Source organism: Rickettsia bellii RML369-C, assembly GCF_000012385.1.
Classification (GTDB): Bacteria; Pseudomonadota; Alphaproteobacteria; order Rickettsiales; family Rickettsiaceae; genus Rickettsia; species Rickettsia bellii.
The window spans coordinates 561,356-586,704 of record NC_007940.1; the positions used below are offsets into that span (position 1 = coordinate 561,356).

A 25,349-nucleotide genomic window follows, 5' to 3' on the forward strand; every position below is an offset into this window, starting at 1 on the left:
AGAAAATTAGGATTATTGATTAAATGTTGTTCCTCAATATTTCTAGAGTTAACTTTTCTCCCCATTTAATTTTTATCATATTTATAATATATTTATTTTAAGAAACTTACTATATATTAATATTTAATTTTTTGCAAGCATTTAATTAAATTTTTAACTATTTCTTAAAAAGAATAAATAGTGCAAATTTAAAAAGATCAAGTATAATTAAAATCAAAACTGCTTATCATATTTTATGAATTATTTACTACCAAGTGCTGCAATAGTTTTACTCGTTTTAGTGAGCTTAAATATATGGTTTTATATAAAAGTTAGAACTTTAAAAACAGAGCTACAATTCTTAACAGATCAAAATTTGGAAATTACTAATAATAATCAGTTACTTAATCAAGAAAAAATAGCTTACTTACAAAAAATCGAGCAACTAAAGTGCAGAGTAGAGTATCAAGAACAATCTATTAAGGATTCTGAAAAAATACGTAATGAGTCCTTTTCTTCGGCTAAAGCTGCTTTATTTGATTTAGGCAAGGATTTATCCAAGCAACTTATCGAAATCCATAAAATGGAAAACACAGCAGCAAGAGAGCTAGCTGAGAAAAATATTGCTACTGCTTCTGGAAAGTTTAATAGTGAGTTTGAGCGTTTAATTACTATGGTAGGAACGCTTAACAAAGATATTGAGCAGTCTAAAAGCACAGTAGACTTAATCAAACAATCGTTACTTTCGCCTATTGGGGCAGGGCTACTTGCTGAGATTACTCTCGAAAATATCTTAAAATCATCAGGATTACGTTCTAATTTAGATTTCATCATGCAATATGGTTTAACTACCTCAGATAGTACTAAATTAAGACCTGATGCACTTATTTTTCTGCCTTCCGGTAATTTGATGGTGATTGATTCAAAAGCTTCCAAATTTTTAGTTGATGAGCAGGATAATAGTGGGAATCTTAGCAAAACTATGAATTATCATTTAAAATCGTTAGCTAATAAAGATTATGCTGAAAATATTTTAGCTGACTTAAATAAAAAAGAGCAGAATTATAACAATGTCATTACTTTGATGTTTTTACCTACTGAACAAGCCGTTGAGAAAGTTATTGCAGCCGATCCTAATTTTTTACAAAAAGCTTGGGGTTGTAGTATTTTTCCAGTAGGCCCTAGTGGGCTTATGAATATGCTGTCATTCGCAAAATTTCAAATTACCGATCATCGTCGTTCAGAAAATTATAAAATAATCATTGAAGAGGTAAGAAAGTTATTAAGCTCTATTGGTACTATAGCAGATTATTCTCAAAAAATTGGCAATAACCTACATAATATGGTTACTAATTATGATAAGTTTGCGGCTTCTTTTAATCGTAATTTTATGTCAAGAGTTAAGAATATCCAAAAACTGGGTATTGATTCAGGAAATAAAACGCTACCTGCAAGTCTTGAACGCTATCAAATTGTTTCTTCCAAATCCGAAATTATTGAAGTAGAAGCAGAAAATTCTCAACCACAACAAATAGAAGAATAAATTGATAACTCAAATGTTAAGAAAAATTTTTATAATTTGCATATCAATATTATTAGTATTTGTCTGCATATATAGTATAGAAAATTTAAAGTCCAAAAAAAATGAAAATATTCTAAGGGTTAGTTTCATCAATATGTGGTCAGGATTTACAATAGATGAGTTGCCGATGATAAAAGAAGTAATAGAAGAAAGTGGAAGAAAAATTGTTATAGATCATAAAAATTATGACCTTATAATTGAGAGTGTTTTCGGTCAGAAAAAAATTAGTAACAAGAATAGTATAAAAATATTTTTTACTGGTGAATCTATTAGACCTAACCCTGATAATTATGATATAGCTATAGGTTTTGATTATATAGATCATCCGCATTATATAAGAATACCTCTATATTATATGTATTTTACTAATGAGATAAGCACAAATTATAAAAGACCTAAATGCAACCCACATAAGCCGCATTTTGCTTGTTTTCTTGTTAGTGCACATATAGATGATACTGAAAAATTTGATGGTTGCGTTGCAAGAGATAAATTTTTTCACAAGCTATCATCATATAAAAGAATAAGAAGCGGAGGTAAATACTTAAATAATGAATCTAGAGTAGTACCTAAAGAAAACACTAGAGAGTGGTTATCTGAATGCAAATTTGTAATTGCTTATGAAAATAAAACGTATGAAGACTATGTTACTGAAAAACCTTTCCAAGCTTATCTAGCTGGAGCGGTCCCTATTTATTATGCAGATAAAAGCTATGTTAAAGACGTAAATCCTAGGGCAGTAATATTTGCTAAAGATTTTGCTTCAGAAGAAGATCTATATAACTATATTATTTCTATTGATCAAAATGACGAAAAATATTGTGAAATATATAATAACTCAATTGTACCTGATTCTCTAAATAATTACCCTATAATAAAAGAGAAATTAAAAGAAAAACTTTTACCTTTATTAAATGAAAAATAAAATTTATCACATAAAAAAGTATTTTTTTATATTATTTATTATAATTAGCTGCCTATTAATATTTTGTAAGTTTGGATCAAATGAAATTTCTTTATTCTATATTACTTATCAGTTAAAAAATAATCCGATTAGTGAAAAAGATATTAAAATTTTTGTAATTAATCTAGATCATAGTACCAATAGATATAATAATATAAATAAACAATTTATTGATATTAATTTATCTTATGAAAGATTTAGTGCAGTAGATGGTTATGAATTATCTATAGCAAATCAGAAAGGAGAAAAGTTTACCGGCTTGGATCTAAAGAATAATTCTTCCCTTTTATCATTAGATAATAATTATACTATTTTTTGTCCATCAGAAAATATAAATTACTACGCATTGAATCGTACTTTAACCGCCGGTGAATTTGGATGTTATTGTAGCCATAGAGAAATTTGGCTTAAAATGGTTGAAGAAAATATTCCATATGCCTTAATTTTAGAAGACGATGCTATATTAAAAGAAAATTTTTATAAGAAATTCTCAACCATAATCAAATCTTTACCTAGTGATTGGGATCTAGTCTATTTATTTTTGATGTATCTACCGAGGCAAAAATTTTATAAAATTTATAATAATCCTTATCTTAAAAAAATTAATACCCAAAGGTATTTTTATACTTCTACGGGTTATTTAATAAATTTAAAAGCTGCTACGAAGCTTCTTAAATATAGTAAAAGCTTTAGCGAGCCAATTGATGATAGTATAGCACAAGAAGTAGCTGATAGTAGAATACAAGCTTATATTACAACACCTTTTTTAATAAATACTGATTTTAAAGATTCAACTATTATTGAGATGGGAAGACCAGACTAGAAATATAGTAAAATGAATCTTTACTAGCCGTGTCCTTAAGATACCGCAATCGAATCGCATTATGACATACTATTATTAGAGTTTTATCAAATCATTTTAGCTTTAGGTTGTTTAAAATTAGCTTGGTCAAAATCGTATATAAAGCTTTTAATAACAGGTACTATAAACTGTTTAAACTTACTGCCGCTAAATACGCCATAATGTCCTGCACCTTTTTGTAAGTGATATTTCTTCATTGATTCAGGAATATTACTACAAAGCTTTAAAGCTGCTTTGGTTTGACCAACTGCTGCAATATCGTCAAGTTCTCCTTCAATTCCAAGTAATGCACATTTAGTGATATTTTTCAGATCAATAGGACGTTGTTCTGAAACTAATTTGCCTCTTGCTAGGGAAAATTGCTGAAATACCTCATCAATAGTTTGTAGGTAAAATTCTGCTGGCATATCCATAGCAGCTAAATATTCATCATAGAATTTAATAGTATGATCAGCTTTTTGATAATCACAATTTAGTAAATTTTGCCATAATTCTAAATGCGAATCTATATGACGGAATAGATTTAGACTTACAAAACCAGCTAATTGTAAAAATCCTGGATATACTTTTCTACCATGACCAGGATAATTAGGTGGCACTTGCATCGTAACCATTTTACAAAACCACTCCAAACTTTTGCTTAAAGCAAATTCATTTACTGCGGTGGGATTTTTTCTAGCATCAATAGGACCACCCATTAAAATCATTGAGCTTGGCACATTTGGGCTATTATCTTTCGACATCAAACTAATAGCAGCAAGTAAAGGCACAGTCGGTTGACAAACAGCCATAGTATGAACATTTGGTCCTAGAAAATTAATAAACTCCATTACGTAATCAATGTAATCATCCATATCAAAAGAACCTGCTTCAAGCGGTACATAGTTTGCTTCCGTCCAATCGGTAATATAGACATCCGTATATGGTAATAATTCCTGTACAGTTGAGCGAAGTAACGTAGCGTGGTGACCTGCCATAGGAGCTACTATTAACAATTTAGGTAAGACGCTTTTAAAGCCGACTTTTTCAAAATGACGTAACTCACAAAATGGCTTTTTCAATATAACTTTTTCGTTGATCTTATAGGTTTTGTTATCAATAGTAGTTTCAAGAATATTAAATTCCGGCTTTTCATATTTTCTAGTCATACGCTCGCAAAGTGTTAAGTAAGAATGCATGATTCTAGCAAAACCATTCTCCTCTAATGATTCACGTTCATATGCTTCTTTCAAAATCTTTATGCCTAAATGCATAGGGGCTATTTGTGCTCTTAACCCCTCCAGCATATAGTATGTATAATTAGTATTTAAATCATAGTTAATCATAATTTATCCTTGAATTTAATAATAATTAATATGTTGAGTCTAACATTAAAAATCTTTTAGCAACATTAATTTTAGAATTAGTTATTTAAGTTTTTATTGGATAGTGATAAAATTTACTCTCCTAATAGGTCTACTTGAATATCATCATTCGAAGATATGGCATCATGGCTAGATAAAGTTTTACTAATTTCATTGATAGTAATAGCAGTTTGTTCTGCAATAATTTGATCGGCATTACTAATAGCTTTGCCAACATTTAGATCCGATATAGCAGTAGTAAGCACATCTATTAATGTTGCAAGACTTAAAAATTTTAAATCTTTTATCGATTCAAACATTATTAGAGGGATTATAGCCATATTTAATCTTGCTGCATCATTATAATAAAAATTTTGGAAAAATATGTTATTGCTTAACTCCTCTCCAGTAACATCTTGAGTAATTTTATTACCATAGTAAGATGATACTAATAATGAAGCAAGCCTTGCGAATTTAATAGAAACTGAAGCATAAAACATAGGATCTTCATAGAATATGGTTTCTGGATCTCGGAAATAAAAACAAATATAATCAATTAATAATGTAGCCATAGCAAGATATTTAGCCACATCCTGCCAATTACTATAAGTATGAATATTATTTAATTCAGGATTATTAAAATCTATATCCTGATCTGTAAGTCTTTTGTATATTGCTTGTAATTTCTGCTCATTAAGGTCATTTTTTTTTAGATGTTTAAACAATACATAAAAATAAGGTTTAATTTCTTCAGACGAAAACAATTTATTTTCAATTAAAGCAGGAACAATTTTGTTGTGCAAAAATCCAAGTAGCTTATTGTGCATAAAGCCCGTAACTTTACTTTATTCTTCGACGACTCCAGCTGCGGATAACCAACGTAGAGCGGTACATGTTATAAAATAATTTACAGTATCATTATTTAATAAATCAATAGGCTGTAATAGTAGATTTGCTGCATATCTAAAACAAATAACTACAGTATTTATCAAATTATCAGAAAAGGTAGGAGTATTATCAAATAAAACTTTTATCGTTTGTTTTATTTTCTAATTCCTTAAACAAATTATAATTAATGATTTTGGTCTGTTTACTTGATAGTACAGTACTCGGAAAAGATAATAAAAGTTGTAATATAGCAAGAATAGTAGTTGGTAAAGCACATAGCTCATATAGTGGTTCTTCTTCATCAAATACATATGAACGAAGTAATATCACCCCTGTTATAATAGTACTGTAAGTCAATGCTATTTTGCCAGAATGGTTGCTAACAGAATTGGATTTTTCTATTAGCCAAGAGTTAATTTTATGTTCCTCGTTAAATTGCTCTTTAGCTTTTTCTAGCCTAAAGTAACTTTGCTTTAATGAACTAATATACCTTACAAAATTTAAATGTATCTCTTTTTCTTTGTTAAATTCCTCTGCATAATTCACGTTTGGCTTATATAATATTGCCTTAGCAACATATCGATATAGGAAATATTCTTTAGTGAGCGGATATGACGTATTAGAAATTTTTTCTGCTGATTCAAATAATTTTTCATAATGCTCAAAATTATTCTCTAAAAACAACTGAACTTTATTACGTAACTCAATAAATTCTAGTGATTTTATATCTCCTATATATTTTAGAATTGCGTCAATAAGATTTTTATTTTCTATTCCTATTAATTTTTGTAATTTTATATGTAAAAAATGATCATAGTTATTTAGTTCGTTAAAAATATTTTGCCAATTTTTATCGGTAATATTTTCACCTTGATATTTTTTAGTTTTTGCTATGCTGCTTAATAGTGCTTGTAAATGTTCTGTGTAAACAAAATTTTTTGTTGTTGTGGGCAAATTATCAAAATTTTTATCATATCCCCATATTTTAAATAATTTACCAAAATCAAACCTTGCAAGTGCAGTAGTACTTTTCCATAAGCATGCTGAAAAAGCTGATATATTATTATAATAGTTTAATATTATTTCAAGCTTGCTGCTCATAATTTTTCATAATAGTTAATTTAAATTAACTATTATGAGCTATAGCAATTTTTAATGCAATTATTCTTTTGTAAAATTTTTAAGCAAAATTAAAGCCTTTGCCGGTAAGAAGTAGTATTTCTTGAGAGATGATTTAACACATAAAGTTAGAGCTGTGTTATAATCAACGTTTCCTTTTTGATCAAAATAATCTAATAATAATCCTATATCTGCATGATATTGCTCTACTATTTCTAATAATTCTAGTTTGTAGTATCATCTAATAACATTAATTCCCTCTATTTTCTAATGGTTTGGTGGCTGTAGCTGGTTTTAATAATTCCGGCGTCAATATGAATTTAGTTTTTCTCTCGATATTTGATAGAAAAAACAAATGAAAATTGTGTGGATGATGTATCACCGCATATTTATCCCATTCAGGATATTGTCTATTTAAATTTTTCTTTGGGTTATAAGGACCATAAACTTCTATATCACCAAATTTATATTTTTTTAAAGGCAATAATTCATGATCATAAAAGAAATCATTAGGGTATTGAGTGCGTGTTTTTAAATTAGCATGAATAAATTCATTTTTTTCTTTTTGAAAAGTAAAAATATCAATGCAGCCTTTTTGACATATTTTATAAGCTAAGTCATGAGAAATAGAATAACCTAATTTTTGAAACTCTGGAAATATTTGTTGTAGCCTTATCTCATCTTCCTGCATTATGCCAATATCAAGATCATCATCATAAGGTATTATCCCTTGATGACGAATTGCCCCAAGCAACGTGCCGCCATCTATCCAATAATTAATATTATGCTTAGTTAACAACTCATGAGTATCTTTCATTATTTGATAGAGTGAGAGAGCCGTATTCTCACTAATTCTATATTTTTTTACTTCTTCATCGGTTGGCACTTTATAACGCCAATCATGCTCAAGCACGTGAGTATAAAAAAATATACCAGCAAAAAGCAAGAGAATAGAGCCTAAAATATTTTTAGGTGAGAATACTGACTTTAATTTCATCATTTGTTGGTTTGAATTTTACTTCTTTTGCTGATGTAACATTTTTTAAATCTGATGTCAATTCTTTGGATAATTCAATGCCGCTAACTTCAAGCAATTGTACTTCTGCTTTTATGGATAGATTCTTTTCAGCTTTAAATTTTCTAACATGATCTAAAATTTCAAGCAATCTTTCCGGCTGTTTTGCATCTATTTTATAGTTTAAATTACCATAATTAATCCAATTACCTTTAATGTGAATAGAATTTTCACTATATAATATTTGATACAGCTCCTCAGTAATGTGGGGCATAAATGGTGCAAATAGTTTAAGTAAGGTTTGCATAACGTGATAAAGCGTTAATACACTGCTATATTGTCCGCTAGGGTTTTTGTTTTCTTCATCATAAGCACGTGTTTTACTGATTTCTAAATAATTATCACAAAATACTGACCAAAAAAATTTTTCCGTTAAATGCATAGCATTAGCATATTCATAATTTTGCAACTCGTTTGTTGCATTATTTACTAGCTCTACTAACTTATTAATTATCCACTGATCGAATTCATGAGTAATTTTTTCTTTCACATCTATAAGATTTGTTTTTTTATCTTCATCAGATAATTTATCAAAATGTTGCGAGACAAATTTAGCAGCATTCCACAGCTTATTAACAAGCCTTTTACCATTTTTCATTACGTCTTCTGAATAGGCAGTGTCAGCTCCTAATTTTGAATTAGCCGACCAATAGCGTATAACATCAGAACCATATTGCTCTAGCAATTTTTCCGGTACTAATACATTTCCTTTGGATTTAGACATTTTACTACGATCTTCAGCCAAACACCAACCACTTACCATAATATTTTTCCATGGCAGAGTATTTTGATGTAGATGAGCTTTTAAGATAGTATAAAATGCCCAAGTTCTAATAATCTCATGTGCTTGTGGTCTTAAATCCATTGGGAATAATTTACCATGCCTATCCTTATTCACGGCAAACTCATCAGAAATACCCCATGTTGAAAGTTGCGGCGAAACAGAGCTAGTTGCCCAAGTATCCATAACGTCTAAGTCGGGTTCTACTTCATATTTGCTATAGCCGATAGGCAAATCCTTTAAAGGATCAACAGGTAACTGCGAGATATCGGCATATAAAATTTTACCCTCTTCGCCAATTCTTTTAGAATACCAAACAGGAAATGGCACGCCAAAATAACGCTGCCTGCTTATACACCAGTCCCATGATATGGCATTAATCCAGTTGTCTAAACGAATCTTCATATTTTTAGGATGCCAATTTAGTTCGTTTGCTCTTTTTAATAGCTCATCTTTATGCGATATAGTTTTAACAAACCATTGTGGCACAGTTAGTACCTCAAGAGGTGCACCTGAACGCTCAGCACATTTAACAGTTTGGGTAATCTCTTCTTGCTTAACAAACAATTCTTGCTCTTTTAAAATATCTATTATCTTTGCTCGAGCTTCTTTTATTTTTAAGCCATCTATCCCAATTTCATGAGGGAAATCTATCGTACCTTTTTTGGTAATAATAGTGTTTAAAGGTAGATTATGCGTTTTCCACCAAGTAATATCTGTTTGATCACCGAAAGTGCAGCACATAACAAGCCCTGTGCCTTTATCTTGCTGCACTAACGGGTCAGCTAAAAGCGGAACTTTAACATTAAACAGCGGAGTGACGGCAAACTTTCCTGCTAAATGCTGATAACGCTTATCGTCTGGGTGATAGAATACGGCAACGCAAGCAGGTAATAGTTCAGGTCGTGTAGTTGCGATGGTAAATTCATCATTTGCTTCAGTTTTAAATGTAATATAGTTCATGAATGAGGTTTTTTCCTTATCCTCAATATCAGCTTGAGCAAGGGCTGTGCCATCTACTGGATCCCACAAAATTGGCTGATTATTACGATAAACCTCGCCTTTTTTTACTAAATCAAGAAAAGACATTTGTGAGATTTTACGAGATAGCGGACTGATTGTTTGATATTCTAGATTCCAGTCTACCGATAAAGCGATTTGATTAAACAAGCTTCTAAATTTTTCTTCTTCGCTTGCTACTACCTCATTACAAATATTTATGAATTCTTCTCTGCCCATATTATACGCCTTGACTTGTCTTTGTTTTTCAACAAGCCGCTCGGTTGGCAGTCCGTTATCGTCGAAGCCCATAGGGTAGAAAATGTTTTTTCCCATCATACGCTGAAAACGTACTATAAAATCAGTCTGTGTATAGCTGTAAACATGCCCGATATGAAGTTGTCCTGAAACAGTCGGGGGAGGCGTATCTACGACAAATGTTTCATCTTTAGCGATATTCTCATCATATGCATAAATTTGCTTTTCTTGCCAAATCTTTTGCCATTTTTTTTCGCTTTCGATAAAATTATAATTTTTCGGAAATTCTTTCATAAATGTTTCTGCTAGTTTAAATAACTAACATTATAAAGATTATATTTAATTATGACAATAACACGTTGCTTTTTTTGAAGAGGATACCTTTAATACTTCAAGATTTGGTAAATACTAAGATAGAACTTCAAAAATTGGCTACGTCGTTCTATAAGTACGCAGGTAGCCACGTATTAAGTATACGCTCCGCTCCTCGTCTTATAAACTTCTTGCTCTTTTTGAAGTTGATCTTCGTATAAGCCAAATTTCGGGATTCGTCTTTGCTCACGTAGTTTATCTACGTTCCGCAGACTCACCGCTTATTTGGCTTACCAACTTTTGAAGTATCTGTGGTATATATAAATTATAAAGCAAACTGCTACACAATTAACTACTTTCAATAATTGAGCGGATAAGGGTTTCTTTTAGACCAGTCAGCTCAGCAATAACAGGAATTTTGAAACCTTGAGAGAACATCTTTTTTGCTATCATTACTGCCTTATTATACTCACCTTCCCGCTTTCCTTCTTGTTTTCCCTCGTCTATATATACATCTGCTATAGTTTTCATAATGTTATCCTTGTGTTGCGGTGATAAATATTTATCAAATACTTGCACTAATCTCGGTTGTTGCTTTTTTGAGATCTTTGCATCAGTATACCATAAAAACGATTTTAGGTAAATATAACCTTTTTCTTTATCAAGCATTATAACGTGATTAAAATTTGCTAAAAATTGCTCCCATAATTGAATCATATCACGTTCATGTATATGTTTAAGTATATAGTCTAACATTCCGATGTGCTTTTTCTTAACGATTTCATTATCTGACATGGCTTGTAAGTCTACTAGCTGATAATCTTCCATCATTAGTTTTTTTGCCATTACGCTATTAGTAAACAAATCCCATAAATTCCGAGGAGCGTTATAAACTTGCTTACCATTATAAATAACTAAGTTATATACTAACGGCAATTTATTCCTTTTTTCTTTATGCCGCTCACATAAGAGCAAAGTATATTTCCATAATCTTAGAGCAGTCCAATAATCCACAGTTGATTGTGCTTCAATTAATATATAGACAAATCCCTTGCCATATTCTTTCGTTTCAATTCCATACACTATATCACTATATTTTTTACTTAGAGACTCTTCAATATAGCTTTCTTGTTCTACAGTTATTTTTGATAAATCTATTAGTTTTTTAAAATCCTCAGGTAAATAATATTCTAAAAATTCTTGTGCCGCTATTTTATCGGTCATTATTATTTTTACTAAGGAATCATGTTTTAATTTTTTGACCACAAAATCTAGTAGTTTTTTGCGGCGTATTTTATCCTAATTTGTATATGATGTCTATATTTATTTAAACTTAAAGTTTAATATCAATAATATATAAAATAAACTTTTATTTATATAAGGCTTTAGTAAAACTTAGGCGATGATAAGGAGATAAGCCATATTCTTTTATAGCCTGAGCATGCTCTTTTGTACCATAACCTGAATTTTTGTGCCATAAATATTGCGGGAATTCATTACTTAATTCTAGCATTAATCGGTCTCTAGTAACTTTTGCTATAATAGAAGCTGCGGCAATCGATAGTGATAAATTATCCCCATTTATGATGCTAATAAATCTTTTATCGCTGAATTGCATGTTACCATCAACTAAAACTATTTCCGGCTTAGTGCTAAGGTTTTCCGCAGCAAGAATACAAGCTTTTTTTGTTGCTTCTAATATATTAATCTTATCAATCTCAGTGTGTGAGATAATACCGGTTGCCCAAATGTAATTAGCAGTTATCTGTTCATATAATAACTCTCTCTTCTTTTTAGAAAGTTTTTTAGAATCCTTAATACCAGCTATAATATTGTTTTGATCCACTATTACAGCGGCAGCTACTACTGGTCCGGCTAATGGTCCTCTGCCAGCTTCATCTATGCCAGCTAAAATGAAATTTGGGTATTTTTTTTCAAAATGTAATATATCTATTTCCATAATTGTATTTTTTATATTTCTAATATATGATAAAGCAGTTTATGAGTTACGAATAAAGTGCAAAATTATTTTGAATTATTAGGGTTAGAGCAAATTTATAATATTGATTTGAAGATATTAGAAAAGCAATATTTTGCTATGCAGATAAAATATCATCCTGATAAAGCCAAAAATTTGCAAGAAAAAGAGCAAAATCTTATTATAGCATCAAACCTAAATAAAGCTTATTATACGCTTAAAGATAGTTTAAAGCGTGCTGAATATATGCTGCTTTTATATGGTGTAAACTTAAATGATGAGAAAGTACGCAGTAAGCTTTCTGCTCTTGAGTTAAGTATATTCTGGGATGAAATGGAGCTTATAGAAAATACTAGCTCATATAAAAGTTTAGAAGAAATAAAAAGTAAATATGAATTAATGGAGAAAGCAGAAGTAAATTTTTTAGCTGAGTCTTTCAAAAAGCAAGATTTATCAGATGCGACTATCAAAACTAGTAAACTTAAATATATTCATACATTGCTGAGTAAGCTTCAGGAAAAAATGAAATTATGCAAATAATAGAAATTAGAGAACCAGGGCAAGCAGAATCTAAACAAGAAGTTAAAATAGCTGTGGGTATAGATTTTGGTACTACTAACTCGCTAATAGCTATTTCAGTTGGTAGAAAAGTTAAAATTATACAAACTGAAGATAATAAAGAATTAATCCCAACTACTATAGAATTTACGAATAACAATATTACAGTAGGTAGTAATAAAGGTTTACGTTCAATTAAAAGGTTATTCGGTAAAACATTAAATGAAATTCTAAATACTCCTGCTCTTTTTTCTTTAGTTAAAGATTATATAGATCTGCAAAGCCAAGAAGTTAAATTAAATTTTGCCAATAAGCAAATGCGGATTGCTGAAATTGCAGCAGAAGTTTTTATATATCTAAAACAACAGGCAGAAAAAGAGCTTACAACTGAAGTAACTCAAGCCGTTATTACTGTTCCAGCTCATTTTAATGATGCGGCAAGAGGGCAGGTGATGCTTGCAGCAAGGCTTGCAGGTTTAGAGGTTCTAAGGCTGATTGCAGAGCCTACTGCAGCTGCTTATGCTTACGGATTAAATAAAAACCAAACAGGTTGTTATCTTGTATATGATTTAGGTGGTGGTACTTTTGACGTATCAATTCTAAATATTACAGAGGGTGTTTTTCAGGTTATAGCAACAAGTGGCGATAATATGCTTGGTGGCGATGATATAGATAAAATTATTGCTGATTATTTTTGTAATAAATTTAGTTTACTTGATAATTTAGATACTCTGCGGCTTGCTAAAAAGGCAAAAGAAGCATTATTGAACCAAGATAATTTTGAGTTCAATAATATATCGCTTGATAAACAAACATTTGAACAGTTAATTACCCCTATAATAGGTCGTACAATCAATATAGCCAAAGAATGCTTGGAAATAGCAGGAAATCCGAACATAGATGGCATTATTTTAGTAGGTGGTGTAACTCATATTACATTAATTAAGGAGGAATTATATAAAGCTTTTAAAGTAAATATTCTTTCAGATATTGATCCTGATAAAGCTATTGTATACGGGGCTGCACTGCAAGCAGAGAATCTAACAACACCGAACATCGATTCATTATTGATTGATGTAGTACCTTTATCTTTAGGTATGGAATTGTATGGCGGCATCGTTGAAAAAATTATCATGCGAAATACTCCGATCCCTATTTCTGTGGTAAAAGAATTCACAACTTATGCTGATAATCAAACCGGCATACAATTTCATATACTACAAGGTGAACGTGAAATGGTAGCAGACTGCCGTACTTTGGCTAGGTTTGAGCTAAAGGGACTTCCTCCCATGAAAGCAGGAAGTATTAGAGCGGAAGTTACTTTTTCTATTGATGCTGATGGTATATTATCTGTTTCTGCTTACGAAAAAATAAGTAATACCTCACATATCGTAGAAGTGAAGCCAGATTACGGGATTGATACAAGTGAAGTTGATAAGGTTTTAGAAAATGCTTATAAAAATGCTAAACTAGATCATGCTGCAAGATTATTACAAGAAACAGTTATTGAAGCTGAATCTTTGATTTTTAATATAGAACATGCTATTAAAGAATTAGTAGATTTGCTATCAGAAAACGAAAAGCATATAATCAGTAGTTTATTAAATAACATAAAGCATGCAATAGATGCACGAGATCGTGCTTTAATTAATAATGCTGTTAAAGATTTTAAATCTAAAACAAAAAAATCTTTAAATACGAAGATTAATATAGTAATTAGTGATTTGTTGAAAGGTAAAAATATCAATCAAATCAAATAAGGAAGAAAGAGGATAATGTCAAAAACAATAAAAGTTACATTTGTTATAAATAATGGGGAAGAGAAAATAATAGAAGCACCGCTAGGGCTTTCTATTTTAGAAGTTGCTCATAGTAATAGCATAGATCTTGAGGGTGCTTGTGAAGGTTCTCTTGCCTGTGCTACTTGTCATGTTATTTTAGAGGAAGAATTTTACAACAAATTAGAAAAACCTAAGGAAGAAGAAGAAGATATGCTTGACTTAGCCTTTGGTCTTACGGATACTTCTAGATTAGGGTGTCAGATTATTTTAACTGAAAAATTAGACGGTATAAAAGTACGTCTCCCTTCTGCTACTCGTAACATAAAATGATGGATTAAAAAAGTGATACGTAAAATACTTATTTTTGTTTTCTTAGCCTTTACTATAGTGTGGTTTGCTGCTGCTTATACTTTGAAAAACAATGTAATAAATTTAATTAAAAATTCTGAATCGGATAACCTTAAAATATCCTATAATACAGTTAAATTTTCAGGATATCCGTTTCACTGGAAAATTACTATAACAGATCCAAAAGTAAAATTAATAGATCATGTAAATTCTAAAGAGCTTTCAAGCGAGAATATTGTTTTAAATATTAAGTTTAGTACTAAAAAAGCTACTTTAAATTTTGGACCATTTATTAAAGAAGTAGATAATTACGGCGATAAAACATTCACCTATGATATGCGTAGTAAAGAGGATATAAAAGGAATAGGGAAATTTAATAAACCTTTATATAAAATATCGAAAGATGATGATCTAAAAGAAGTAATAAAATCGATTCAGCTTAATAATAAATCATTATTAATATTTAAAGATGATGAAGAGATTTTTAAAATTAATTATTTAGCTTTCTTTATTTCTAAGAAAAATCTAGCAGATAGCGAAGATATTTCATTGATTTTAAATATGAATTATGATTCTGAAAAGAATATAGCTAATTTTAAAAATGCTACTTTAGATATTGCGGCTTTATTAAAATTTACCCCAGATGGTGAAAATTCTGCTATTTTACAAAATTTTAACATAGAAAAGTTTGTTTTTAGCTGTGATCATAACTCTAAAATCAATCTAAATGGTGCTTTACAATTTTTTGCTAATAAATTACCGCAAGGTAAGTTATCGTTTGAGCTTGAAAATTATCACTCTATTATTGATAAGTTATTACCTAATAATATTATGTTTTCTAAAAAGTTTATTAAAACAGTTATTGCTAAAGCAGTTAATAAAGCTTCCGATGAAGCTGTAGTTAAAGAATCAGATAACTTAAATCCTGATTATTCTAATATAGAAAAAGCTAAGTTTGATGTTGAATTTTCTGAAAAAGGAATAAATATCGGCTCTATTAATTTACTTGAGTTAAAACTTGGGGATAGTAAAGAAGAACAGCAGCCTGAAAATCATGCGAATTAATTATATGAATAACCTTAAATTAATATTATATAGCTTTGTTTTTAGTATAATTCTTACATGTAGTAATATTTATGCTGATCAAAAGCAAAAAGTTTTTAAGATTGGTACTGGCTCTATTTTGCAAGGTTATTATTCTATAGGTCTTGATTTATGCAAAACAATTATAGGAGATGAAAAAAATAATGAAAATATAGTATGCGAAGTTGTAGCAACAAACGGTAGTATTGAAAATTTAAAATTATTGCAACAAGGTAAAATCGATTTAGCTTTAGTGCAGGCAAATATTGCAGTAGAAGCATATGATGGAATAGGTTATTATAGCGATAAAGGAAAAATGCAAAATCTACGTCAGCTATTAAATTTACATGATGAATTTTTTACAGTTATCGTAAAAGATGAGGATAAGATAAAGTTTTTTGCTGATATTGATGGAAAAAGAATAACTAGTGGTCCAGAATATTCCAGCAGCAATATTACTTATGATGCAATGTGTTCTCTATATAAATTTGCTAAAGAACCAATAAATACTGATATTAATTATGAAGATTCTATCGATAAATTCTGCCAAAAAGAAATAGATGCTATAATCATGATGGTTGGACATCCAAATCCTTTAGTGAATTTAATTGCTAATAGATGTGAAATTGATTTTGTTTCAATTGAAAACGATAAAATAGCAGAGTTAATACAACAAAATAGAGCTTTTCGCAAAGCGGAGCTTCATAAAGGCTTATATCCAGGTATTACAGATGATCAAACAACTGTAAAAGTATCAGCAATTTTAGTAACTAGAAATGATGTAGATTCTAATATGCTAGATAAATTTATTGGTGCTTTTCATAGAAATGTTGCAAGTTTTAAACTTTCTAATTATTTATTGAACAATATTAACATTAACTATTTTGCCGATACTCAAAACTTTGTTTTACCAAAACATGATTCGGTCAGAAATAGAGAATAACTATTTATTAGAGTATTATATAGAAATACCATGTTTAAAAATATACTTATACCTATAGACTTAGCAGATAAAAAGTCTGTGAAAGCTCTTCTTTCTAAAGCTTTAATGTTTGCAACAGCTTCTCAAGCAAAGCTACATTTTATATATGTGATTTCTGATTTTGGTATGAAAATGGTCGAAGATTATTTACCTAAAAATTGGATTGCAGAAAAAAAAGCAAAATATCAAACTCAAGTAAAAGAGCTTATAAAACAATATGTACCAGATGAAATTGAAGCTGATTATTACATAGGTAGCGGTGCTGTTTACGATGAAATAATTAAGCGTTCCAATGATATCAAAGCTGATTTAATAATAATCTCAGCAGTTAGACCGCAGCTAAGAGATTATATGCTTGGTCCTAATGCCTCTAAAATCTTCCGTCACTCTAGTATATCAGTCTTAGTAGTAATAGACGAGTAATTAAACCTCGTCTATTAACTCTTCATTTACCAAAAATATATTTTCTATTTGCAAATAAGTAGCTAATTAAAAAATAATTTATATTTTCTATTATTAATAGAAAATATAGTTGACATTTTAGAAAAGCTAGCTAAAATCCTTTGCAAGGATAGCAGTAATGCTATCCTTGGGTATAGAAGCCCTTGATCACAGATGGTTAGCATCATCCATTTAAAAATGCTCCTCAACTTTGTCATGGTTGGGGAGATAGTAGCTATGTACAAGGTTTTAAACCTAAAGGCTGTTATAACTGTTCTGTGACGGTTCTTCTAACTCCCCGGCCACCAACGTTATGCTCTTTGGTGGTTAATTTGAGTAATTTAAACTTTGTACACAGAACCATTAACCGGTATGGTACGGCATATTTTATAAAGTTTGATACAAGTGAATTTACGCTGTGTAGACTTATCTTGAAATTTATCTTGTCTGAAGTTTTATAAAATATGCTTTAATTTTATTTGGAATTAAATAACTTTATCTAAGGTAAACCTGCTTTTCACCTTAGATGTTCATTATTATCTAAAGTTTTTTGAAAAAGAAGCACATATACCGCAAATACTTCAAAAGTTGGTAAGTCAAATAAGCGGTGAGTCTGCGGAACGTAGATAAACTACGTGAGCAAAGACGAATCCCGAAATTTGGCTTGCCAAATCTTGAAGTATTAAAGGTATACATCAATAAGATTAATTATTTTCTTTAAACAATTCATATTAGAAATCTTCATAGAACCTAGGAGTATAATCCTTAAATATTGGATTTATTCGGAATATAATTATGATAAGCTAAGATATCGTTGCTTATTTGCGACTCACTATTATGAGTTAACTATTATGGATATTTAGTTCAGAAAATGATATAATAAAAATATTAAATAGAATAATAAAAGAGATATGTACAAAGTTAATCCAAGAGTAGATTTAGCATTTAAAAAGATCTTCGGAGTGGAGGAGAATAAGGATTTATTAATATCGCTTATTAATTCTATAGTTAGTGAAAAAGATCAAATTGTAGAAGTAACGCTTCTTAATCCATATAATCCGAAAAATTTTGCAGCAGATAAATTATCTATTCTCGATGTAAAGGCTAAAAGTGAAGCTGGTAAAATGTTTAATATCGAAATACAGGTGACCGATGAAGCTGATTATGATAAAAGAGCCTTATATTATTGGTCTAAATTATATGCAGAACAATTAAAAGCCGGTGATGACTATTCAAAATTAAATAAAACAATAGGTATTCATATACTAAATTTTACTAGATACTGCAAACTATCATAGTGCCTTTGAGTTAAGAGATAGAGTAACCGGCTTAGTATATTTTGAAGATATAGAGTTACATACAATAGAACTAAATAAATTTACTAATGCTAAAGAAGAGCTAACAGATATAGTAAAAAAGGTTAAAGATTCTCTTGATATATGGCTAGCTTTTTTAACTCGCCATGATTTATTAAACAAAGATAAGCTGCCAAAAAAACTAGATAATAAAGTTTTAAAGAAAGCCTTAACGGTACTTGAGGTTATGAATTTTAACGAGGAAGAGCGAAATACTTATGAAGATCGCTTAAAATGGCTTATGATCGAGGCTAATACCTTAAAAAAAACAGAAATGAAAAAAGCTGCTGAGATAGCAAAAGAAATGCTAATATATAATGAACCTATAGAAAAAATAATTAAGTATACTAAACTTTCAACAGAAGAAATAGAAAAGCTGAAAAGAGAAATAGAGGAGTCCAACAAATAAGTGGTATTTAAAAGTATGAATTTTAACGAGGGGAAGAGCGAAACACTTATGAAGACCGCTTAAAATGGCTTATGATCGAGGCTAATATCTTAAAAAAAGCAGAAGTGAAAAAAGCTGAAAGTAGAAATTTAGAAAGGATTATTTAAGCCAAGTTTTCCGTATGTTTCTGAATTATCTATGGCTTTTATTCCTTGTTTGATTAGGCGTAATATGTAATACATTCCTGCCCCGAAAACAATCATATATACTACTATAAAAGCCATCAAAGAAATAAACACATATTTGCCTAGCACTGGTGATGCCATATCGGCAGTTCTTAAAATATTATAGACAATATAAGGTTGTCTGCCTACTTCAGTGACAAACCAGCCGGCTAAAACTGCAATAAAGCCTGATGGTGACATTAACATATACCAATATTGAAACCATTTAGCATTATATAATCTTTTCTTTAAATAAAGATATAATCCGGCGATGCCAGTAAATACCATTAAAAAACCAATCCCGACCATGATACGAAAGCTATAAAATACTGTAGCAACCGGTGGACGTTCGTCTCTTGACCATTCTTTTAGTCCTTTTATTTCACCATCCAAGCTATGAGTTAAGATTAAGCTACTAGCATATGGTATCTGGAGAGCATATTTTGTTTTTTCTTCTTCTTTGTCCGGAAAGCCAATAATATTTAAAGCTGCCCCTTTTTCTGTATCCCAAATTCCTTCCATAGCTGAAACTTTAACAGGCTGATATTTAAGAGTATTTAAGCCATGCTGATCACCAATAAATACTTGAACAGGAGCAACAAATAATGCCATTAATACTGCCATAAAAAGCATAATTTTAGCATGTTCTTTATAGCGGTTATTTAGTAAATAAAAACTTCCTACACCGCCAATAACAAACGAAGTGGTTAGATAAGCTGCCGTAAGCATGTGAAGAAAACGATATGGGAAAGAAGGATTGAAGATAATCTCAAGCCAATTTAAAGGATAAAAAAGCCCATCATCCCTAATTTCAAAGCTGGTAGGGGTGTGCATCCAGCTAATAGCTGAAAGTATCCAAAAAGCTGAAATAACAGTGCCAATAGCAACTATTAAAGTAGAAATAAAATGTACTTTTTTGCTGACTTTATTAAAGCCAAATAACATGATGCCGAGAAAGGAGGATTCTAAAAAGAAAGCGGTAAAAACTTCAAAGCCGAGTAATGGACCAAGTACGTTGCCGACCTTATCAGAAAAATTTGACCAATTAGTACCAAATTGATAGGACATTACGACGCCAGAAACTACGCCCATACCGAAAGTAACTGCAAAAATCTTTACCCAGAATTTATATATTTCCTGGTAAACAGTTTTTCCTGTTTTTAACCATAACCCCTCAATGACTGCCAGAAAGCTTGCAAGACCTATAGTAAATGCGGGAAATATGATATGAAAGCTTATGGTAAAAGCAAACTGAATTCTTGATAATAATACTTGATCAAATTCCATATATTACAAAACCATAACTAATAAATTTCTGTATTTGATTTAATTAGCCGCCTTTGCTATTATCAAATTCTATCTGATTAGTTTTAACAAATTTTCCTTTTTCGGAGTTCCAATTATAATGAACATTTACTATTCTTATTTCTGTAACATTAACATCACCGTTTGGCAATTGCGTAACATCATATCCTTTACGGATAGAATCAGTAATTAACAGGCTTGCTTGGCAAATATATTTTACATCGAAGAATGGAGAATTATCATCTTTCATGTCTTTTTGTTCTTCTAAAAAATTATTAGATAATTCTTTTTCTTGCATTTCTCAATGATTTTGAGTTTATTTTCTGATTTTTGTAACACTATTTAATACAAGAAGCAAGACTTTTCAATATATTTAATAGTTTTAGATATATTTTTACAAAAAAATTAAGTTAAATACACTGCTTTCTTAAAATATGAGGTAACATTATAGTGATAAAATATCCTACTTTATCCAAATCGACGCTTAGTTTAGGTATTTATTTTTTAAAATTCGATAAAGTTAAAATTCTCTTATTAACTGCTAGTTGTATCATATTTGGTATGATTCCGGCAGTTGATAGTATATTATTGCAAAAGATTATCGATTTAATTGAGTCATTTAGTGACGATAATGCACATAATCTTTTATCTTCAATGATTTATTGGGCAGTATTTTACGCTCTTTGGTGGGAGGGAATTAATATCGCTTACCGCTCATACGATTATTTATATTTAAAAACCATGCCGGTTATTAAAGGAAAGATATTAAATGAGCTTTATAATTATACCCAGTATCACAGCCATAAATTCTTTCAAGACAATCTAGCAGGGCATATTAGCAATAGAATTACTGAGACTGCTATATCATTTGAAATGATAATTTCGATATTTGGTGAGAAAATTCTCCGCAAGCTAGCAATTATTGCTTTTGCACTAGTTGCTTTATATTCGGTACATTATATTTTTGCCACCATATTTATTATATGGATTACAGTTTTCTTAGGGCTTAGCGTTTTATTTTCAGGTAACATTAATAGATATTCGCTAAATTATGCACGAAGCCAATCGCTTGTTGTTGGTAGTATTGTTGATGCAATCAGCAATATCAATGCTGTTAGAATGTTCACCTCCCATAAATTCGAGCGTCAACATTTAGAAACAAGGGTAGAAAATGCTGTAGCTGATGAGCAAACTATGCAGTTTTTTATGTTCAAACTTCGTTACGCTCTTGGTACTTCTTGCTCGATAATGATTTTTGTCATGATTTACTACCTCTCAACACTTCGTAGTGAGCTAGCTATAACCATAGGTGATTGTGTGCTAGTGTTAACCTTGTGCATAAACGTATCGGATAATATTTGGGATTTAACCCAAGAAATCGGTGATATGTTTGAACAGGTGGGAGCATTTAATCAAGGTCTATCGCTAATGGGACCACATATTATAACCGATATAGAAAACGCCTCTCCTTTAGATATAAAAGATGGCATTATTGAATTTAAAAATGTTACATTTAATTACCATCATAATAATAACTTATTCCGTAATAAATCAGTATTAATTCCGAGTAAGCAGAAAGTAGGATTAGTTGGGTTTTCTGGATCAGGTAAAACAACTTTCATTAGCTTAATTACCAGATTACATGACATCGAAGATGGCATGATTTTAATTGATGGTCAAAATATCAAAAATGTAACGCAAGATTCTTTAAGAAAAGCTATTAGCCTTATCCCGCAAGAGCCGATACTTTTCCATCGTACTATTTTAGAAAATATTAGATATGGTCGTAAAGAAGCATCATTTGAAGAGGTAGTTGAAGCAGCAAAAGCCGCTCATATACATGAGGTGATTAGTAAGTTACCTGAAGGGTATGATACTATGTGTGGTGAGCGAGGTAACAACCTCTCAGGTGGTCAGCGTCAGAGAGTTATTATAGCAAGGGCTATCTTAAAAAATGCACCTATCCTAATTCTTGATGAAGCAACAAGTAGCCTAGATAGTGAAACAGAAAGCTTAATTCAAGAATCAATGGAATATTTAATGCAAAATAAAACTGTGATAGTTATTGCTCATAGATTATCGACTCTGCTTAATATGGATAGGATTTTAGTTTTTGATAAAGGTAGTATCACTGAAGATGGTAGCCACTCAGAGCTGTTAAAAAATAGTAAGCTTTATCAAAAATTATGGAATTCACAAGTAAAAGGCTTAATAACCTAGATTTATGGGTAATGAATTTTTTTTGGTATTAAGCGTACTAAATCGTCATGAGTTCGGTAAATGAAATGAGCATGGCAATCTTATGAAACAGTATGATACTCCTGAGATTGCCACGCTCACTCGCAAGGCATTGTTGTGTAGATCGAAAAAAGTGATCGGTGTTATACCGTGGCGGCATTGTTGCTTGGATCATTTTCCCCTGTCATCCCGTGATTTATTCACGGGATCCAGCTAAAAAATACTAATAAAATTAGTATTTTTTATTATTTTCTGGATGCCGTGGTCAAGCAACTAGATGACACCGAGGGCGTTTTCCGATCTACGTAACAATGCCCACTCGCAATGGCGTATTTGGTATTTACGTAACAAAATCACTAAAACCCGCTTAGGTTATTAGGACCAATAACAGCAGATGTAGCAGAGCTACTAAATATTCGGTTTGCTGTTTGTATAATATCCGCAGCTTTTATATTCATGATAATTTCCATAATCTCTTCAGGTGAGATATATTTACCAAAAACAGCATAATTTTTGCCTATCTCTTCTGATTTATAAGCTACTTTTTCCTGAGCCATTTGCAAATTACTGCGGATTTGTGTTCTAGCTCTTTCGATCTCTTCTTGTTTTACTTGCTCTGCCATTCTCTTTATTTCGTTCTTCAGCTCTGCGGCTAATAGCTCTAATTTATCATGTGCCGTACTTGCATAAATAGTAAATACTCCGCTATCAAAATATGGGCTATTATAACTACCTACTGCATATGCAAGCCCTAATTTTTCACGAATATGTTGGAATAATCTTGAAGACATCCCACCGCCAAATATTATAGCAAGTAGCTGAGTTTGATAAAGCCTTTCTAAATTAATGTAAGATGTTCCTTCAAAGCCTAATATTAAAGTAGTTTGCTCTAAATCTTTATTTATAAAGCTATGACCGCCTATATATTTTGCAGGTGAAAAATTACTTTTCTCTCCTTGTGTTAAAGAAGAAAATAAACGTTCTGCTTCTTTTACTATTTCTTCATGGTCAACATTACCTGCAATCGATAAATAAAAGTTCTCAGCATTATAATGTTTACCTGTAAACTTTAAGAAATGATCCCTATTAAAAGTCTCAATAGTTTTGCTTGTTCCAAGTATCGGTTTACCAAGTGGCTGATCTTTAAACACACTATTATAAAACTTTTCATATACTAAATCATCAGGATTATCTTGAGCATGTGCTATTTCTTGCAAAATTACCTGATACTCCTTTGCTATTTCTTCTTCAGCAAAAGCAGAATTTTGTACTATATCAGCAATTATTGCTAGTGCTTTATTACAATTTTCAGATAACACTCTTGAATAATATACTGTCTTTTCATGACCGGTATAAGCATTAAAATGCCCCCCTATAGAATCAAACTCTTCAGCTATTTGTTTTGCTGTTCTGGTTTTAGTACCTTTAAAAGCCATATGTTCAAGAAAATGTGCTATTCCTTCTTCTCCCGGATTTTCATAACGGCTACCAACTTTGGCTATCAAATTTATTGCCACCGAATTAACATAAGGCATATTATATGTTAAAATCGTTAAACCATTCTTTAATTTACTAACGTTAAAATTTTCTTTCATAATTACTTCTTTATTTTCTAAATTGTCATACAATATTGTCATCCCGTGGCTTGTCCACGGGATCTTGTATAACAAACTGTGTCTTGAGATCCTGCGATCGAGTTGCGGGATTACATTGCAGTGATAACTCTCTCAACTTCGCAAGCCGTAAAAATCTTGCAAAAGCAAAAATCATTGAATCTACAAAACCATCAAAGCCGAATACAAAATATCTTCTAATAAAAAATGCTTTGAAAAACCACCATATCATTTCGGTTGCTATCCGAATATTTGACGGCTTTTTACCTTGCTTAATTAAATCCTTTGCTTGCTCACCGGAATAAAAATTTGCTTTAGCTACTAGCTGCTCGATCGAAGTACCTGAATAGTGATAAGCAGCTTCATTTAATGTATAGATTTTATTTGCAAAATCAACATCCTTATTAAATACTACCGAATCATGAGTGGTGCTATTTATAGTATTTGCAAAACTAGCAAATTTTTTATTATACAATCTAGTGCATTTATTATAAGGGGCAAAAATTCTAGGGCGTGTATCATTACGATGCATTATTAAAAGCTTTATTTGATAAGCCAAATAACGATCTTGATTTTGAGAGGCAAAGATGTATTCTATTTCGTCTTGCAACTCTTTAGAAAGTTCTTCATCAGCATCAATATTAAGAATCCAATCATTTTTACATATAGTTTCAGCAAAAGATTTCTGCCCTACATAACCAAGCCATGGCTTAACTACTACCTTAGCTCCCAAGCTTTCAGCTATTATTACCGTCTTATCAGTACTTTCGCTATCTACAACTATCACCTCATCAGCAATATTTTTTACGCTATTTATAGCCCGCTCTATCCTTGCAGCTTCATTCTTAGTAATAATAAAAGCTGAGATTTTTTTAGTTAATAATTCACTCATA

23 protein-coding genes and 1 pseudogene are annotated in these 25,349 nt (G+C 30.7%); 13 read left to right on the forward strand and 11 right to left on the reverse strand.

Features of this window, described 5'->3' with window-relative positions:
* Positions 1 to 235 precede the first annotated feature (235 nt).
* The 3 genes from RBE_RS02610 to RBE_RS02620 are packed head-to-tail and all read left to right on the forward strand — an operon-like array spanning position 236 to position 3,348.
* The gene (locus RBE_RS02610) at positions 236 to 1,522 is read left to right on the forward strand and encodes a DNA recombination protein RmuC (RefSeq protein ID WP_011477174.1); all 1,287 of its coding nucleotides are present in this window, start codon (positions 236 to 238) and stop codon (positions 1,520 to 1,522) included.
* Positions 1,523 to 1,535: 13 nt separating this feature from the next.
* Complete coding sequence (locus RBE_RS02615; RefSeq protein ID WP_011477175.1) at positions 1,536 to 2,486, forward strand: glycosyltransferase family 10 domain-containing protein; 951 nt, start codon at positions 1,536 to 1,538, stop codon at positions 2,484 to 2,486.
* The gene (locus RBE_RS02620) at positions 2,476 to 3,348 is read left to right on the forward strand and encodes a glycosyltransferase family 25 protein (RefSeq protein WP_011477176.1); all 873 of its coding nucleotides are present in this window, start codon (positions 2,476 to 2,478) and stop codon (positions 3,346 to 3,348) included. Before RBE_RS02615 ends, RBE_RS02620 begins: the two co-directional genes overlap by 11 nt.
* An 86-nt stretch (positions 3,349 to 3,434) precedes the next feature.
* Here RBE_RS02620 and RBE_RS02625 read toward each other — a convergent pair whose 3' ends face one another.
* The 7 genes from RBE_RS02625 to RBE_RS02665 all read right to left on the reverse strand — a co-directional run bounded on the left by RBE_RS02625 (position 3,435) and on the right by RBE_RS02665 (position 12,122).
* Entirely contained in the window at positions 3,435 to 4,712 is a 1,278-nt protein-coding gene (locus RBE_RS02625; protein ID WP_011477177.1) for a polyhydroxyalkanoate depolymerase, read from the reverse strand.
* 113 nt (positions 4,713 to 4,825) lie between these two features.
* A complete protein-coding gene (locus tag RBE_RS09120) occupies positions 4,826 to 5,557 on the reverse strand; it encodes a hypothetical protein (protein ID WP_011477178.1) in 732 nt (243 codons plus the stop codon).
* Between the two features lie 190 nt (positions 5,558 to 5,747).
* The gene (locus RBE_RS09125; protein WP_011477179.1) at positions 5,748 to 6,719 is read right to left on the reverse strand and encodes a hypothetical protein; all 972 of its coding nucleotides are present in this window, start codon (positions 6,717 to 6,719) and stop codon (positions 5,748 to 5,750) included.
* A gap of 268 nt (positions 6,720 to 6,987) precedes the next feature.
* Positions 6,988 to 7,737, reverse strand: coding sequence for a LicD family protein (locus RBE_RS02650; protein WP_011477180.1), 750 nt, complete (start codon positions 7,735 to 7,737; stop codon positions 6,988 to 6,990).
* The gene (locus tag RBE_RS02655; RefSeq protein WP_011477181.1) at positions 7,706 to 10,144 is read right to left on the reverse strand and encodes a valine--tRNA ligase; all 2,439 of its coding nucleotides are present in this window, start codon (positions 10,142 to 10,144) and stop codon (positions 7,706 to 7,708) included. Before RBE_RS02655 ends, RBE_RS02650 begins: the two co-directional genes overlap by 32 nt.
* A 366-nt stretch (positions 10,145 to 10,510) precedes the next feature.
* Positions 10,511 to 11,428, reverse strand: coding sequence for an Rpn family recombination-promoting nuclease/putative transposase (locus tag RBE_RS02660; RefSeq protein WP_011477182.1), 918 nt, complete (start codon positions 11,426 to 11,428; stop codon positions 10,511 to 10,513).
* Positions 11,429 to 11,531: 103 nt separating this feature from the next.
* Entirely contained in the window at positions 11,532 to 12,122 is a 591-nt protein-coding gene (locus tag RBE_RS02665; protein WP_011477183.1) for a ribonuclease HII, read from the reverse strand.
* A 57-nt stretch (positions 12,123 to 12,179) separates the two neighbouring features.
* Here RBE_RS02665 and hscB point away from each other — a divergent pair, with 57 nt between their 5' ends.
* From hscB to RBE_RS09465, 9 genes and pseudogenes are all read left to right on the forward strand, one after another.
* Entirely contained in the window at positions 12,180 to 12,680 is a 501-nt protein-coding gene (gene hscB / locus RBE_RS02670; RefSeq protein WP_011477184.1) for a Fe-S protein assembly co-chaperone HscB, read from the forward strand.
* Positions 12,671 to 14,458: a Fe-S protein assembly chaperone HscA gene (gene hscA / locus RBE_RS02675; RefSeq protein ID WP_011477185.1), complete on the forward strand. Its 1,788-nt coding sequence runs from the start codon at positions 12,671 to 12,673 to the stop codon at positions 14,456 to 14,458. The genes hscB and hscA overlap by 10 nt, the downstream gene beginning before the upstream one ends.
* Positions 14,459 to 14,473: 15 nt before the next feature.
* Positions 14,474 to 14,809, forward strand: a complete 336-nt coding sequence (locus RBE_RS02680; RefSeq protein WP_011477186.1) for a ferredoxin family 2Fe-2S iron-sulfur cluster binding protein — start codon at positions 14,474 to 14,476, stop codon at positions 14,807 to 14,809.
* A 12-nt stretch (positions 14,810 to 14,821) separates the two neighbouring features.
* Complete coding sequence (locus RBE_RS02685) at positions 14,822 to 15,892, forward strand: RP198 family tick cell line-upregulated protein (RefSeq protein ID WP_011477187.1); 1,071 nt, start codon at positions 14,822 to 14,824, stop codon at positions 15,890 to 15,892.
* Positions 15,893 to 15,896: 4 nt separating this feature from the next.
* Complete coding sequence (locus RBE_RS02690) at positions 15,897 to 16,853, forward strand: TAXI family TRAP transporter solute-binding subunit (RefSeq protein ID WP_041804812.1); 957 nt, start codon at positions 15,897 to 15,899, stop codon at positions 16,851 to 16,853.
* Between the two features lie 30 nt (positions 16,854 to 16,883).
* On the forward strand, positions 16,884 to 17,315 hold the full coding sequence (locus RBE_RS02695; protein WP_011477189.1) for a universal stress protein: 432 nt from the start codon (positions 16,884 to 16,886) through the stop codon (positions 17,313 to 17,315).
* Between the two features lie 581 nt (positions 17,316 to 17,896).
* Positions 17,897 to 18,027 (forward strand): annotated as a pseudogene (locus RBE_RS09690) (palindromic element RPE5 domain-containing protein); the annotation flags it as partial.
* Positions 18,028 to 18,244: 217 nt separating this feature from the next.
* Positions 18,245 to 18,631 (forward strand): Rpn family recombination-promoting nuclease/putative transposase, encoded by a 387-nt coding sequence (locus RBE_RS09460; protein ID WP_011477190.1) that lies wholly within the window; start codon positions 18,245 to 18,247, stop codon positions 18,629 to 18,631.
* Positions 18,603 to 19,097: a PD-(D/E)XK nuclease family transposase gene (locus tag RBE_RS09465; RefSeq protein ID WP_266105178.1), complete on the forward strand. Its 495-nt coding sequence runs from the start codon at positions 18,603 to 18,605 to the stop codon at positions 19,095 to 19,097. Before RBE_RS09460 ends, RBE_RS09465 begins: the two co-directional genes overlap by 29 nt.
* A gap of 128 nt (positions 19,098 to 19,225) precedes the next feature.
* Here RBE_RS09465 and RBE_RS02715 read toward each other — a convergent pair whose 3' ends face one another.
* Together RBE_RS02715 and RBE_RS02720 are read right to left on the reverse strand one after the other, a co-directional pair.
* A complete protein-coding gene (locus RBE_RS02715; protein ID WP_011477191.1) occupies positions 19,226 to 20,587 on the reverse strand; it encodes a cytochrome ubiquinol oxidase subunit I in 1,362 nt (453 codons plus the stop codon).
* 43 nt (positions 20,588 to 20,630) lie between these two features.
* Positions 20,631 to 20,903, reverse strand: coding sequence for a DUF2671 domain-containing protein (locus RBE_RS02720; RefSeq protein WP_011477192.1), 273 nt, complete (start codon positions 20,901 to 20,903; stop codon positions 20,631 to 20,633).
* 152 nt (positions 20,904 to 21,055) lie between these two features.
* On the opposite strand from RBE_RS02720, the gene RBE_RS02725 reads away from it, so the two are divergent.
* Positions 21,056 to 22,825: an ABC transporter ATP-binding protein gene (locus RBE_RS02725; RefSeq protein WP_011477193.1), complete on the forward strand. Its 1,770-nt coding sequence runs from the start codon at positions 21,056 to 21,058 to the stop codon at positions 22,823 to 22,825.
* A gap of 374 nt (positions 22,826 to 23,199) precedes the next feature.
* Here RBE_RS02725 and RBE_RS02730 read toward each other — a convergent pair whose 3' ends face one another.
* Both RBE_RS02730 and RBE_RS02735 read right to left on the reverse strand, forming a co-directional pair.
* Entirely contained in the window at positions 23,200 to 24,438 is a 1,239-nt protein-coding gene (locus RBE_RS02730) for a M16 family metallopeptidase (protein WP_011477194.1), read from the reverse strand.
* Between the two features lie 25 nt (positions 24,439 to 24,463).
* Entirely contained in the window at positions 24,464 to 25,348 is an 885-nt protein-coding gene (locus RBE_RS02735; RefSeq protein WP_011477195.1) for a glycosyltransferase family 2 protein, read from the reverse strand.
* Between the last annotated feature and the right edge of the window lies 1 nt (position 25,349).